General features: G+C 72.0%; 12 protein-coding genes. 2 read left to right on the top strand and 10 right to left on the bottom strand.

Features of this window, described 5'->3' with window-relative positions; genetic code table 11:
* Nucleotides 1–37: 37 nt before the first annotated feature.
* The 3 genes from ACYQ1K_RS16925 to hemL are packed head-to-tail and all read right to left on the bottom strand — an operon-like array spanning nucleotide 38 to nucleotide 2,776.
* Nucleotides 38–619 (bottom strand): TlpA disulfide reductase family protein, encoded by a 582-nt coding sequence (locus tag ACYQ1K_RS16925; protein ID WP_459984289.1) that lies wholly within the window; start codon nucleotides 617–619, stop codon nucleotides 38–40.
* Between the two features lie 7 nt (nucleotides 620–626).
* A complete protein-coding gene (locus ACYQ1K_RS16930; RefSeq protein ID WP_459984290.1) occupies nucleotides 627–1,304 on the bottom strand; it encodes a histidine phosphatase family protein in 678 nt (225 codons plus the stop codon).
* The gene (hemL, locus tag ACYQ1K_RS16935; protein ID WP_459984291.1) at nucleotides 1,301–2,776 is read right to left on the bottom strand and encodes a glutamate-1-semialdehyde 2,1-aminomutase; all 1,476 of its coding nucleotides are present in this window, start codon (nucleotides 2,774–2,776) and stop codon (nucleotides 1,301–1,303) included. The genes ACYQ1K_RS16930 and hemL overlap by 4 nt, the downstream gene beginning before the upstream one ends.
* 241 nt (nucleotides 2,777–3,017) lie before the next feature.
* Here hemL and ACYQ1K_RS16940 point away from each other — a divergent pair, with 241 nt between their 5' ends.
* On the top strand, nucleotides 3,018–4,277 hold the full coding sequence (locus tag ACYQ1K_RS16940; RefSeq protein WP_459984292.1) for a lytic transglycosylase domain-containing protein: 1,260 nt from the start codon (nucleotides 3,018–3,020) through the stop codon (nucleotides 4,275–4,277).
* A gap of 116 nt (nucleotides 4,278–4,393) precedes the next feature.
* On the opposite strand, the gene hemB is transcribed toward ACYQ1K_RS16940, so the two are convergent.
* The 7 genes from hemB to ACYQ1K_RS16975 all read right to left on the bottom strand — a co-directional run bounded on the left by hemB (nucleotide 4,394) and on the right by ACYQ1K_RS16975 (nucleotide 12,042).
* The gene (gene hemB, locus ACYQ1K_RS16945) at nucleotides 4,394–5,374 is read right to left on the bottom strand and encodes a porphobilinogen synthase (RefSeq protein WP_459984293.1); all 981 of its coding nucleotides are present in this window, start codon (nucleotides 5,372–5,374) and stop codon (nucleotides 4,394–4,396) included.
* An 85-nt stretch (nucleotides 5,375–5,459) separates the two neighbouring features.
* Nucleotides 5,460–7,130 (bottom strand): bifunctional uroporphyrinogen-III C-methyltransferase/uroporphyrinogen-III synthase, encoded by a 1,671-nt coding sequence (locus ACYQ1K_RS16950; RefSeq protein ID WP_459984294.1) that lies wholly within the window; start codon nucleotides 7,128–7,130, stop codon nucleotides 5,460–5,462.
* A gap of 29 nt (nucleotides 7,131–7,159) precedes the next feature.
* Complete coding sequence (gene hemC / locus ACYQ1K_RS16955) at nucleotides 7,160–8,107, bottom strand: hydroxymethylbilane synthase (protein ID WP_459984295.1); 948 nt, start codon at nucleotides 8,105–8,107, stop codon at nucleotides 7,160–7,162.
* Nucleotides 8,104–9,393: a glutamyl-tRNA reductase gene (locus tag ACYQ1K_RS16960; protein ID WP_459984296.1), complete on the bottom strand. Its 1,290-nt coding sequence runs from the start codon at nucleotides 9,391–9,393 to the stop codon at nucleotides 8,104–8,106. The genes hemC and ACYQ1K_RS16960 overlap by 4 nt, the downstream gene beginning before the upstream one ends.
* On the bottom strand, nucleotides 9,390–10,055 hold the full coding sequence (locus tag ACYQ1K_RS16965) for a redox-sensing transcriptional repressor Rex (RefSeq protein WP_459984297.1): 666 nt from the start codon (nucleotides 10,053–10,055) through the stop codon (nucleotides 9,390–9,392). Before ACYQ1K_RS16965 ends, ACYQ1K_RS16960 begins: the two co-directional genes overlap by 4 nt.
* Before the next feature lie 125 nt (nucleotides 10,056–10,180).
* Nucleotides 10,181–10,429 (bottom strand): glutaredoxin family protein, encoded by a 249-nt coding sequence (locus ACYQ1K_RS16970; RefSeq protein ID WP_459984298.1) that lies wholly within the window; start codon nucleotides 10,427–10,429, stop codon nucleotides 10,181–10,183.
* Nucleotides 10,426–12,042 carry a class I adenylate-forming enzyme family protein gene (locus tag ACYQ1K_RS16975; protein WP_459984299.1) on the bottom strand — a complete coding sequence of 539 codons (1,617 nt, stop codon included), beginning with the start codon at nucleotides 12,040–12,042 and terminating at the stop codon, nucleotides 10,426–10,428. Before ACYQ1K_RS16975 ends, ACYQ1K_RS16970 begins: the two co-directional genes overlap by 4 nt.
* Nucleotides 12,043–12,114: 72 nt before the next feature.
* On the opposite strand from ACYQ1K_RS16975, the gene ACYQ1K_RS16980 reads away from it, so the two are divergent.
* Nucleotides 12,115–12,990: an HAD family hydrolase gene (locus ACYQ1K_RS16980; protein WP_459984300.1), complete on the top strand. Its 876-nt coding sequence runs from the start codon at nucleotides 12,115–12,117 to the stop codon at nucleotides 12,988–12,990.
* Nucleotides 12,991–13,044 lie beyond the last annotated feature (54 nt).

Below are 13,044 nucleotides of genomic sequence, written 5' to 3' on the forward strand. Positions count from 1 at the left end.
GGAGCGCAGCGGGGGAGCGAAGAAGCGAGCGGGGTGATCATGTGCCGACCTCGCAGTGCGCGGCGGACGCCGAGGCCGCACAGTCGACCAGGTCGGTGAGCGTCAGCTTGCTGGGCACGGCACCGCTGATGGTGGCGCTCATCCGCCCTTCGGGATCGAGGATGACCGTGGACGGCGTGGGCCTCGGAACGCTGTGGAAGGCCAGCAGTGCGCGCCCGTCGGGCGCATAGAAGGACGGGTACGTCGCCCCGACCGACCGCTCGAACGCGAGACCGTTGTCCGCGCTGTTGTCGCGGGTGTTGATCCCGACGAACGTCGCCTTCCCCGCCAGGTCATCGCTCGCCTGCTGCAGGAGCGGCATCTCGGTGCGGCACGGGCCGCAGCCCGACCACCAGATGTTCACCACCACCGGCTTGCCGCGGTAGTCGGCCAGGTTCAGCTTCTTGCCGTCCAGGGTAGTCCCGGACAGCTCGACCGGTGCGCCGCGATCCTTCGGCGCCCAGGTCGTGACCTGGCCGTCGCCGGTGATGTAGCCGCCGGCGTTGGTGCCCGAGAGGCTCTGGCAGCCACTCACGACCAGCGCGAGCAGGAGGAGGACGGGGGGAAGTCGTCGGAGCATGAGGATGTCAGGGCTTCAGCTGCTCGGGGGCGTCGCCGGCCGAGAACGGCGCCTTCCGGTCCTTCGCGGGGATCAGGTCGCCGGCCGGCTCGCTGTAGGAGACCTGGGTCAGCTTGTCGCCGACGAACCCGAGCGAGGTCAGGGAGCAGAGGGTGCACTGGCGCTTGCGGGGGTCGTGGAGGAAGCTGCGCCGCTCGATGTGCAGACGGGTGGTCCAGATCGGGAGCTGGTGGCTGACGATGACGGCCTCGTGTCCCTCGGCCGCGGCGCGGGCGTCGTGGACCGCCGCCATCATCCGCGTGACGATGTCCCGGTAGGGCTCGCCCCAGCTCGGCTTCATCGGGTTGTAGAGCCGCAGCCACGTGCGCGGGTCCCGCAGCGCGTTGTCGCCCGGCGCGAACCGCTTGCCCTCGAAGTCGTTCCACGACTCGATGACCCGCTCGTCCAGCGTCGGCGTCAGCTCGAATCGCGAGGCCAGCGGCGCCGCCGTCTCCTGAGCTCGCTCGAGGGGGCTGGACACGATGTGGGTGATGTCGCGCTCGCGCATCACGTCGGCGACCCGCTGGGCCATCTTCTGGCCCAGGTCGGAGAGGTGGAAGCCGTCGCGGCGCCCGTAGAGGATGCCCTGCGGGTTGTGGACCTCGCCGTGGCGCAGCAGGTGGACGACGGTGTCGGGGGTGGTCATCGCGGTGCCTCCTCGCTGGTCGAGTAGGCCGAGCCGCTGGGCGAAGCCTCCTCGCTGGTCGAGTAGGCCGAGCCGCTGGGCGAAGCCTTCTCGCTGGTCGAGTAGGCCGAGCCGCTGGGCGAGGCCGTATCGAGACCCCGGCTCGCCTCCGCCGCGGCCAGCGCCGCCTCGGGCAGGGCTGCAAGGATCGTCTCGACGGCACGGTCGTCGTGGGCGGAGGAGAGGAACCAGGCCTCGTAGGCACTCGGCGGCAGGTAGACGCCGCGCGCGAGCATCGCGTGGAAGAACGCGGCGTACGCCGTCACGTCGGTCCTCGACGCGGTCGCGAAGTCCGTCACCGCGGAGTCGGTGAGGAAGATCGAGAACATCGTGCCGGCACTCTGGACGACGTGGGGGACGCCGGCCTGCGTGAACGCCTCCGATGCCGCCGCCTTGACGGTCTCCGCGGCCGCCCCGATGTGCGCGTACACGTCGTCGGTGGCCAGACGCAGCGTGGCGAGGCCGGCGGTGGTGGCGATCGGGTTCCCGCTGAGCGTGCCCGCCTGGTAGACGGGGCCGACAGGTGAGAGCCGCTGCATGATCTCGGCACGACCACCGAACGCCGCGGCCGGGAAGCCGCCGCCCATGACCTTGCCGAACGTCATCAGGTCGGGGGTCCAGCCCTCCGGCCGGCCGTCCAGCCCCCACGCCCCCTCGCGGGTCACGCGGAAGCCGGTCATCACCTCGTCGCTGATGAACAGCGCGCCGTGCCGCCGGCAGATCTCGGCGAGGAAGCCGTTGAAGCCCTCCGCGGGGGGCACAACGCCCATGTTGCCGGGCACCGCCTCGGTGATGAGGCACGCGATGCGGTCGCCGTGCTCGGCGAAGGCGGCCTCCACGGCACCCCGGTCGTTGTAGGGCAGGACCAGGGTCAGCTCGGTGCTGCTGGCCGGGACGCCAGGCGTGCCGGGCACCGCGAACGTCGCCAGACCGCTGCCGGCGCTCGCCAGCAGCGCGTCGACGTGACCGTGGTAGCACCCGGCGAACTTGATGACCACGTCGCGCCCGGTGAAGCCGCGCGCCAGGCGGATCGCCGACATCGTCGCCTCGGTGCCGGAGGAGACGAACCGGACCTCCTCGACGGGCGTGCGCGCGACGATCTCCTCGGCGAGCTCGACCTCGGGCTCGGTGGGGGTGCCGTACGACGTCCCGCGAGCCACCGCCGCCCGGACCGCGGCCTGGACCTCCGGGTGCGCGTGCCCGAGCAGCATCGGCCCCCACGAGCAGATGAGGTCGACGTAGGTGTTGCCGTCGACGTCGGTCAGCCACGGCCCCGTCGCCTCACGGATGAACCGCGGCGTGCCTCCCACGGCGTTGAACGCGCGGACCGGCGAGTTGACCCCGCCGGGCGTCACCGCCTTCGCTCGAGCGAAGAGCTGCTCGGAGACAGGCGCGCGGCGCACGTCCTCTGGGTGTCGGTCGAGCGTGGGCACCGGGTCATTCTCCCCGAGAGTGCCAACTCCGACGAAGTCGGGGCCCGCCGGTGGAGGCACGTGAGACCGGTCTCATGGGTACGTGTGTGCCGGGAGGCGTCGACGACCCGTCCAAGAGCCGCTCAGGACCCGCTCACGAGCCGCCCACGAGCCGCCCATACGGCGATGTGACTGGTGCGTAACTTGGGGGCGCCCAGCGTCGTTGGGACATACGTCACACGGGGAGCAAGAGGGAGAGCCCATGACCGCCACACGGCATGGTCGGCTGAAGAAGGCCACCGCGCTCGTGCCGCTCGCGCTGCTGTCGGCGGCGTGGACCGTCTCGATCAGCACGACAGGAGCGTCGCAGGCGACCGCCGGCGACTCGCACCCGACGCTGCCCGATGGCACGGCCGTCCCCGGCAAGGCCCTGCAGATCCCGGCCAGCGTCTCCACGCCCGACAGCACGCTGCTCGGGGTGACCGGGGAGAGCGCCACCCAGATCGTGTCGGACTCCTCGGCGTCCTCGATCCCGTCGGCGGCGCTGGCGGCGTACCAGCGCGCCGAGACGGTGATCAACAAGGCGGACACGACCTGCCACCTCCCCTGGCAGCTGCTCGCTGCGATCGGCCGTGTCGAGTCCGACCACGGTCGCGCGAACGGCAACCAGCTCTCCTCCGCGGGCGTCTCGCAGCCCGGCGTCATCGGCAAGGCCCTCGACGGCCACGACGGCACCACGAGGATCGTGGACACCGACGGCGGGCAGTACGACGGCGACACGGCGTTCGACCGTGCCGTCGGGCCGATGCAGTTCATCCCGTCGACCTGGTCGACCGTGGGCGTCGACGCCGACGGCGACGGTCAGCGCAACCCACAGGACATCAACGACGCGGCCCTCGCCGCCGCGGTCTACCTCTGTTCGGGCACCGACGACCTCTCGTCGTCCACGGGGCAGTCCGCCGCGGTCTACCGCTACAACCACTCCGCGTCGTACGTCGCCACCGTGCTGGCCGTCATGCGGTCCTACCTCGCCGGCGACTACACCGCCGCGCCCGACGCGACGATCTCCGCCAGCTACTTCGCGCCCGACCCTGCCGCGGCCTCGCGGCACGCGCGCCGGCACGGCGCCCGCCATCAGCACCGGCATCCGTCGGCCGGCTCGGTCGCCTCCCACGCCTCGCCATCGGCTCCGGCGTCGTCGAGTGGTTCGGCGACCGGCTCCACGCCGCACTCGCCGAAGCCGTCGACCCCGCCGGCGCCCCACACATCGGTCCCGGCGGCTCCTGTGCCGAGCGCTGTCTCGAGCGCCGCCTCGAGCGCGACGCAGCCGGTCGTCCACGTCCTCGACGCCGCCGAGGCGCTGGCCCTCTGCAACCAGCAGCTCGCCCCGATCGACCCGCTGGGCGTGCTCAAGGGCGCCAGGCAGGCGTGCGCGGACAAGGTCAAGGGCAAGACCAAGGCGGCCGCCCTGGCCATGATCCCGAACACCCTCGCCGGCGTCCGAGCCTGGCTGGGCCTCTGACGTCCGGCGGAGCGTCGTCCGGGGCGTGCGATGGCAAGGCGGCGGCGCGAAGGCGACCTTGAGGGCGAAGCGGTCGTCGAGCGCCGCCAACGCAGCCAGCGTTCGGTCCGGGGGCGCTAGAGGAGGCGGGTGGCCTCGACGGCCCAGTAAGTCAGAATCACGTCGGCACCGGCCCGCCGGAAGGCGGTGAGGGTCTCGAGGATCGCCGGCTCCCGGTCGATCCAGCCGTTCGCCGCAGCGGCCTCGACCATCGAGTACTCGCCGGAGATGTTGTAGGCCGCGACGGGGATGTCGACGGCATCCTTCACCTGCCGCAGCACGTCGAGGTAGGCGAGGCCGGGCTTCACCATCACGATGTCCGCGCCCTGCTCGACGTCGAGCAGCGCCTCGCGGACGCCCTCGAGGGCGTTGGCGGGATCCTGCTGGTAGGTCCGGCGGTCGCCCTCCAGGGAGGAGCCGACCGCCTCTCGGAACGGACCGTAGAAGGCGGAGGCGTACTTGGCGCCGTACGCCAGGATCGAGACGTCGGAGCGGCCCGCGCGGTCGAGCACGGATCGGATCACTGCGACCTGGCCGTCCATCATCCCGGACGGACCGACCATGTGAACCCCGGCGGCCGCGTGGGCGAGCGCCATGTCGGCATACCGCTCGAGCGTCCGGTCGTTGTCGATCCGGCCGGCCTCGTCGAGCACGCCGCAGTGGCCGTGATCGGTGAACTCGTCGAGGCAGAGGTCGCTCATCACCGTGAGGTCCGTGCCGACCTCGGCGACGGCGTCGGCGATGGCGAGGTTCAAGATGCCGTCGGGATCGGTCGCCCCGGACCCGACCGCGTCCTTGTGCTCGGGGACACCGAACAGCATGACGCCCCCGATTCCCGCCTCGGCCGCCTCCGCGACGGCCTTGCGCAGGGAGTCACGCGTGTGCTGCACCTGACCCGGCATCGAGCTGATCGGCACGGGCGCGTCCGCGCCCTCACGCACGAAGAGCGGGAGGATCAGCTGGCGCGGCTCCACCGACGTCTCGGCAACCATCCGACGCAGCGCCGGCGTCTGACGCAGGCGCCGAGGACGGATGACGGGCCGTTCGAAGTCGTTCATTCCAGACCCTCCTTGCCGGGATAGTTCGGGACGTTTCCGACCGTTACCGACAAGTAGACGGGGGGAAACGTCCCGAACTACCTCGCTACTTGGCCTTGGCCCGACGAGCGGCGGGCTTGCGGTCCGACGGCTTGGTGACGGGCTGGCCCGCCTCGATGAGGGACGCGCGACGTGCGGCGCCGAAGTCGGCGAGCGCGTCGGTGAGCGCCTCGATGGACGGCTCCGGCGAGAGCACGTCGACCCGCAGGCCGTGCTCCTCGGCCGTCTTGGCGGTGGCGGGGCCGATCACCGCGATCACGGTCGACGGGTGCGGCTTGCCGGCGATGCCGACGAGGTTGCGCACGGTCGAGGACGAGGTGAAGACGACAGCGTCGAACTTGCCGCTCTTGATCGCGTCACGGGTCGGAGCCGGCGGCGGAGCGGCCCGGACGGTGCGGTACGCGGTCACGTCGTCGCACTCCCAGCCGAGGTCGACCAGGCCGGCGACGAGGTTCTCGGTCGCGATGTCGGCGCGCGGCAGGAAGACCCGGTTGATGGGGTCGAGCAGGTCGTCGAACTCCGGCCAGTCCTCGAGCAGACCGGCGGCCGACTGCTCACCCGACGGCACCAGGTCGGGGCGAAGGCCCCACTCCAGCAGCGCGGCGGAGGTCTTCTCGCCGACGGCGGCGATCTTGAGGCCGGAGAAGGCGCGAGCGTCCAGGCCGTACTCGTCGAACTTCTCGCGCACTGCCTTGACCGCGTTGATCGAGGTGAACGCCACCCACTCGTAGCGACCCTCGACCAGGCCGCGGATCGCCTTGTCCATCTGCTGCGGGTTGCGCGGCGGCTCGACGGAGATCGTGGGGACCTCCTCGGGCACGGCGCCGTAGCCGCGCAGCTTCTGCGACAGGGCGGGGGCCTGCTCCTTGGTGCGGGGCACCAGCACGCGCCAGCCGAAGAGCGGCTTGGTCTCGAACCACGACAGCGTCTGGCGCAGGTCGACGACCTTGCCGACCACGATGACGGCCGGCGGGGCCATCCGGGCGGCGCGCGCGTCGGCGGCGATGTGCTCGAGCGTCGAGGTGACCGTCGCCTGCTCAGTCGTCGTGCCGACGCGGGTCATGGCGACCGGGGTCTGCGGCGAGCGGCCGGCGGCGATGAGCTCCTTGGCGATGTCGCCGACCAGGCCGACGCCGGAGAGCAGCACGAGGGTGCGGTCATCGGCGTACGCCGACCAGTCGACCTTCTCCCCGCAGGTCACGACCGCGACCTCGCGGTGGTCCTTGGTGGTCAGCGGGATGCCGGCGTAGGCAGGGACCGCGGCGACCGAGGAGACGCCGGGGACGATCTCGAAGCCGATGCCGGCCTTCGCGCAGGCCTGAGCCTCCTCGGGGCCCGAGGCATAGAGGAACGGGTCGCCGGTCATCAGCCGGACGACGCGCAGTCCGCGCTTGGCCTGCTTGACGACGACCTTGGCCCGGGCGGCGTGCGTCAGCGGCTGGCCGTCCTCGCCGAAGCCGCCGTCGACGAGCTCGGGGCCCGCATCCTCGGTGGTGGAGCCAGTCGAGATCCCCTCGACCGGCTCCGGCAGGCCGAGCAGCGCCCGCACCAGCCGTCCGTGCTCAGGTGCCTCGGTGACCACGACGTCGGCCTGACGAATCAGGTCGGCGGCACGGACCGTCAGCAGCTCGGGCGCGCCCGGCCCACTGCCGACGAACGACACCCAGGGGATCGTCGTCTGTCCAGACTGCGCCGTGCGTCCGGTCTCTCGCGCCATGTCTCTTGCCCTCTGCCTCTAGACGCCGTTCAGGCGTCGTGTCCTGCGTCCTCGCCGAGGGCGCCTGCACCCTCGGCGAGCATCTCCTTGGCGAGCCGTGTCCCGACCTCCACACCGTCGTCCGGAGCACCGCTCGCTGACATCCGCACCGCCACCGCACCATCGGGTGACAGCGCGACGGCCCGCACCCAGAGCTCGTCGCCGTCGTCACCCTCGACGACCTCGGCGAGCGTCCCGATCGGCGCCGCGCAACCACCCTCGAGGGTGGCCAGCACTGCCCGCTCGGCCTCGACAGCGGCCCGCGTCCGAGGGTCGTCGAGCGCCCTCAGGGCTCCCGCGAGCTCGTCCCCGGCCCGGCACTCGATCCCCAGCGCGCCCTGCCCGGGGGCGGGCAGCACCTGCAGGGGGTCGAGTGTCTCGGTCACCTCGTCGAGGCGGCCGATCCGAGCCAGTCCGGCCCGGGCGAGGACGACGGCGTCGAACTCCCCGGAGCGGACCTTGCCGATCCGGGTGTCAACGTTTCCACGAACACCGACGACATCCAAACCGAGGCCCAGGGCGGCCAGCTGAGCGGCCCTCCGGGGCGACCCGGTGCCGACCTTCGCGCCGTGTGGAAGCTCGCCGAGCGTGAGCCCGTCCCGCGCGACGACGACGTCGCGCGGGTCCTCCCGCTCAGGCACGGCGGCGAGGACGACACCGGAGTGGGCGTACGTCGGAAGGTCCTTGAGCGAGTGGACGGCCACGTCGACCTCGCCGGCCACGAGCGCGTCGCGCAGGGCGCTGACGAAGACGCCGGTGCCCTGCGGGGCGGTCTCGGTCAACGGCGTCCCGGCCGCCTGGGACCGGTCGCCGTCGGTCGTGATCTCAACGAGCTCGACCTCGCGACCGAGCCGCTCGCGGATGAGGTCCGCGACGTGGCCGGACTGGGTCGTCGCCAGGAGCGAGCGGCGCGTGCCGATGCGCACCGCCGCGCTCACGGGACCACTCCGGAGTCGTTGTCGGGTACCACCGAGCGGGTCACCGCGTCGACGGCGTCGGGGTCGAGCGCGAACAGCTCGGCGAGCGCGCGCTCGTAGGAGACCGCACCCTGCTCTCCTGCGAGCTCGCGGACCCGGACGGTCGGCTCGTGCAGCAGCTTGTCGGCCACGCGGCGCACGGCCTGCAGCACCTCGGCCCGCGCCTTGGCGTCGAGGTCGGGCAGGCGGTTGTCGAGCCGGGCCATCTCGGCGTCGACGACGCTCGTCGCCATGGTGCGCAGCGCCACGACCGTCGGCGTGACGCTGGCCTGGCGCCTGGCCGACAGGAAGGCGGTGACCTCCTGGGTCACGATCCGCCGGACCGCTGCGACCTCGTGACCGGCGTCGGTGCCGTGCAGCACCGTCGCGAGCTCCTCAAGCCCGACGAGGGTGACCCCGGGCAGCGCGGTGACGGCCGGGTCGACGTCGCGCGGCAGGGCGAGGTCCACGATGCTGAGCGGACCGCTCACCATGTCGCGGGTCACCAGGGTGCCGGTCGCGCCCGCGCAGGTGATCAGCAGGTCGGCGTCGGCGATCCGGGCGGTCAGGTCGGCGAGCGGAGCGGCCGTGCCGCCGTACTCGCTCACGAGGCGCTCGGCCTTCGTCAGCGTGCGGTTGACCACGGTGATGCTGGCGGCGCCCAGCCGGCTGACGGTCGCCGTGGCGAGCCCGGCCATCCCGCCCGCGCCGACGACCACGACTCGTGAGCCCGCGACGCCCTCGGGCATCGCCTGGTCGAGTGCCGCAGTCACCAGCGTCGGAGCGGCGCGGTCGATGTCGGTCTCGGCGCGGGTGCGCTTGCCGACGCGCAGCGCCTGCTGGAAGAGCGTGTTGAGCGCGGGGCCGACGGTGCCGAGCTCCTGGCCCAGCCGCAGCGCCTCCCGGGTCTGGCCGAGGATCTGACCCTCGCCGACCGCCATGGAGTCCAGACCGGCCGCGACCTGGAACAGGTGCGAGACGGCGCCGTCGTCGTAGTGGACGTAGAGATGCGGCAGCAGCGCCTCGACCGCGCCGCCCGCGCGCTCGACGAAGAGCCGCGAGAGGCCCTCGACCGAGCCGTGGAAGCGGTCGACCTCGGTGTAGACCTCGAGCCGGTTGCAGGTGGCGATGACAGTGCCCTCGGTGACGTGCTCATTGGCGATCACGTCCGTGACGAGCTTGTGCACGCCCTCGGAGTCCAGGGCGAGGCGCTCGAGGAGGGAGACGGGAGCAGTGTTGTGAGAGATGCCGACGACCAGGATGCTCATGCTGGTTCTCCGTGTGCCTTGCGCTGCTCGTGGTAGGCGAGGATCTGCAGCTCGATGGAGAGGTCGACCTTGCGCACGTCCACGCCCGGCGGGACGGACAGCACGATCGGCGCGAAGTTGAGGATGCTGCTGATGCCGGCGGCCACCATGCGGTCGGCGACGTCCTGGGCGGCGAAGGCCGGCACCGAGATCACGCCGATCGCCACGTCGTTCTCACGAACGATCTGCTCGAGGTCGTCGAAGGGGCGCACGACGATGCCGGCGACCTGCTCCTCGTGCAGCGTGGGGTCGGCGTCGAGCAGCGCCACGACCCGGAAGCCACGACTGCGGAAGCCGGAGAAGTTCGCCAGCGCGTGGCCGAGGTTGCCGATGCCGACGATCACGACCGGCCAGTCCTGCGTCACCCCGATCTCGCGGGCGATCTGGTAGCGCAGGTAGTCGACGTCGTAGCCGACGCCTCGCGTGCCGTAGCTGCCGAGGTAGGACAGGTCCTTGCGCAGCTTGGCGCTGTTGACGCCGGCGGCCGACGCCAGGTCCTCGCTCGAGCAGGTCGTGATGCTCGCCTCGGCGAGAGCGGTGAGGGCACGGAGATAGACCGGGAGCCGCGCGACGGTGGCCTCGGGGATGTCCCGGACGGCGTCGGTGGGGGTCCGTGCGGTCACGTGCGTCTCTCTCGTTGCCCTGGGCGCGCAACGGGGGCCGCCAGCGGTCCGGACGCGTCGCACGCCGTAGGCTCACTTTAGGAGCTTGTGAACGTGAGAACAAAACGAGCGGGGTGTGGCGAACGTTACTCCGCGGGTCGCGCGAGGGCTTCGCGCAGGCGATCGGCCGACACGCGCCAGAAGTCGTGCTGACGCCCGTCGACGAAGGTGACCGGGACCTCGTCGGTGAACCGCTCGCGAAGGGCGGGGTCATCGTCGATGGAGACCTCTTCGAAGGCCTCCCCCAGCTCGGCGCAGACCGCCGCGATGACCGTGCGGGCGTCGTCGCACAGATGGCAGCTCGGCCGGCTGTAGAGCGTGACACGCGCGGTCACCGGGGCTGCTCCTGGACGCGGCGGCGCTCGATGGTGCGCAGGCGACCCTTCTGCACCTTGCCGGTGGGCGTGTGCGGGAGGGCGTCGACCAGCTCGACCCGGGTCGGCCGCTTGAAGCCGGCCAGCCGCTCCGCGCACCGGGCGAGGATTCGCTCGACCAGGTCGGGAGGAGCCGCGCCGGCAGGCACAACATAGGCGACGACCGCCTCGCCCGTCGCAGGGTCGGGGACGCCGATGACCGCGACCGCGGCGACGCCCTCCACCTCGCCGATCGTCTCCTCCACCTCGATCGGGTAGACGTTGAAGCCGGAGACGATCACCAGGTCCTTGATGCGGTCGACCAGCGTCAGGTCGCCGGACGGCGAGAGGAACCCGACGTCGCCGGTCGCCCACCAGCCGTCGGCGTCGGGGCCCTCGGCGCCGTCGGGCCAGTAGCCGCTGAACAGGTTGTCGCCGCGGACGTGGATCTCTCCCGGGTCGCCGAGCTCGGGGGCCGCGCCGTCCTCGTCGACCAGCCTGAGCTCGACGCCGGGAAGCGCCGCGCCCACCGAGCCCCGCTCGAGCGAGGTCGAGCACAGCGTCGAGGTCACGACGGGCGCCGCCTCGGTCAGCCCGTAGCCCTGGTGCACACCGATGCCGGTGCGCTCGGTGAACGCGTCGGCGAGGCCCGGGTCGAGCGGCGCGGAGCCCGAGAGGAGCAGTCGCACGGGACCGAGCCGGTCGTCGACGACGTGGTCCTGCACCCAGCTGGCGATCACCGGCGGCGCGACCGGGACGACGCTGCAGGCCTCGTCCTCGATGAGGTCGAGCGTCCCCTGCGGCTCGAACTGGTCCACCAGGAGCAGCTTCGCGCGTCGCCGCAGCACCGACCCGAGCACCGCGTTGAGGCCGTAGACGTGGAAGAGTGGCAGCACGCCGAGGACGACGTCGTCCTCGTGGATCATCGGCGGGTCGACGGCGGCGATCTGGTCGAGGTTGGCCAGGAGGGCCCGGTGGGTGAGCATCGCGGCGCGCGGTCGACCGGAGGCACCGCTCGTGTAGAGGAGGACCGCGAGCCGCTCGGGGTCGGTCAGCTCCGCGGACGGCCGGATGACGTCGGCCCGCAGGGCGGCGTAGTCCCGCTCCGGCGAGCGGGCGGGAGCGCCGAGGACGTAGATCCGGGGACGCACCGTGCGCCGCAGCAGCTCCGCGTCCGGGGCGCCGAGGTCGAGCTCGCCGGCCATCGCCCGGTCGATCTGCCTCATCGCCTCGCGGACGGCCCCGATCGCGTCACTGTCCGCGAGGACGAGCCGGGCGCCCGCGTGCCCCACCATCCGCGCGATCTCGGTGCCGGTCGCCCGTGGGTTCACCGGAACCGCGACCGCCTGCGCTCGCAGCGTCGCCAGATACGCCACGACGAACTCGAGCCGGTTCGACATCGCGATGACGACACGGTGGCCGGCGACGATCCCGGCCTCGCCGAGCCCCGTCGCGACCCGGCTGACCTCCTCGTCGAGTCCGCCCCAGGTCAGGCTGCGGCCGCCGGCCTCGACCAGCGCCAGCTTGGCCGGGCTCTCCAGCGCTGCCAGCCCGAGCAGGTCGGCGACACCGCTGACGTTCCCGGGCCATGACATAGGCGCGATCCTATGCAAAGGGATCGACACTGGTCAGGGCCGTTCGCCTCACGGTGCCCTAGATTGAGGGCCGTGGCCGCGAACCCGCCCCGCAGGAACCTCACGCGCCGCTCCACCTTGGCCGGCGAGGCCGCCGCGGCAGCGGCCGAGGTCGAGTCCGCGCTGATGACGCCCGCGGTGCGTGACACTGCGGCCTTCTTCGACGTGGACAACACGATCATGCAGGGCGCCAGCATCTTCCATCTCGCGAAGGGGCTCTACAAGCGCAAGTTCTTCACCACGCGCGAGATCCTCGGGGCGGCGTACAAGCAGGCCTACTTCCGCCTCGTCGGGGTCGAGGACCCCGAGCACGTGGCGTCGGCTCGAGCCTCGGCCCTCGCGTTCATCGAGGGCCACACCGTCGCCGAGCTCCGCGCCGTCGGCGAGGAGATCTTCGACGAGGCGATGGCCAGCCGGATCTGGCCGGGCACGCGTGCGCTCGCGCAGATGCACCTCGACCAGGGCCAACGGGTCTGGCTCGTGACGGCCGCCCCCATCGAGATCGCCGAGATCATCGCGCGCCGGCTCGGTCTGACCGGCGCGATGGGCACCGTGGCCGAGCACGTCGACGGCGTCTACACGGGCCGCCTGGTCGGCGACATGCTCCACGGACCCGCGAAGGCGGAGGCGGTCCGCGCGCTGGCCGAGAAGGAGAGCCTGGACCTGGCGCGCTGCTCGGCCTACTCCGACTCCCACAACGACCTGCCGATGCTGTCCCTGGTCGGCAACCCGATCGCGATCAACCCCGACGCCCGACTGAGGGCCTACGCGCGGGAGCAGGGCTGGCGCATCCGGGACTACCGCACCGGGCGCAAGGCCGCCCGTGCGGGCATCATGACCGCGGCCCTCGGAGGTGCCGTCACCGGAGCGGTGGCCGCGGGCGTCGCGCTGCGCGGTCGTCGGGACTGAGCAGCTGGGTTTGAATCCCCCGCGGATGGGGTACCGGCATCTGTTGTCCCTATC

Source organism: Nocardioides sp. AN3 (assembly GCF_054653495.1).

Bases quoted from the DNA above. Each gene is read 5' to 3' on its own strand.
- ACYQ1K_RS16940 (WP_459984292.1), top strand. From the start codon at position 3,018: ATGACCGCCACACGGCATGGTCGGCTGAAGAAGGCCACCGCGCTCGTG.
- hemB (WP_459984293.1), bottom strand. From the start codon at position 5,374: ATGAACGACTTCGAACGGCCCGTCATCCGTCCTCGGCGCCTGCGTCAG.
- ACYQ1K_RS16925 (WP_459984289.1), bottom strand. From the start codon at position 619: ATGCTCCGACGACTTCCCCCCGTCCTCCTCCTGCTCGCGCTGGTCGTG.
- ACYQ1K_RS16975 (WP_459984299.1), bottom strand. From the start codon at position 12,042: ATGTCATGGCCCGGGAACGTCAGCGGTGTCGCCGACCTGCTCGGGCTG.
- ACYQ1K_RS16960 (WP_459984296.1), bottom strand. From the start codon at position 9,393: ATGAGCATCCTGGTCGTCGGCATCTCTCACAACACTGCTCCCGTCTCC.
- ACYQ1K_RS16930 (WP_459984290.1), bottom strand. From the start codon at position 1,304: ATGACCACCCCCGACACCGTCGTCCACCTGCTGCGCCACGGCGAGGTC.
- ACYQ1K_RS16950 (WP_459984294.1), bottom strand. From the start codon at position 7,130: ATGGCGCGAGAGACCGGACGCACGGCGCAGTCTGGACAGACGACGATC.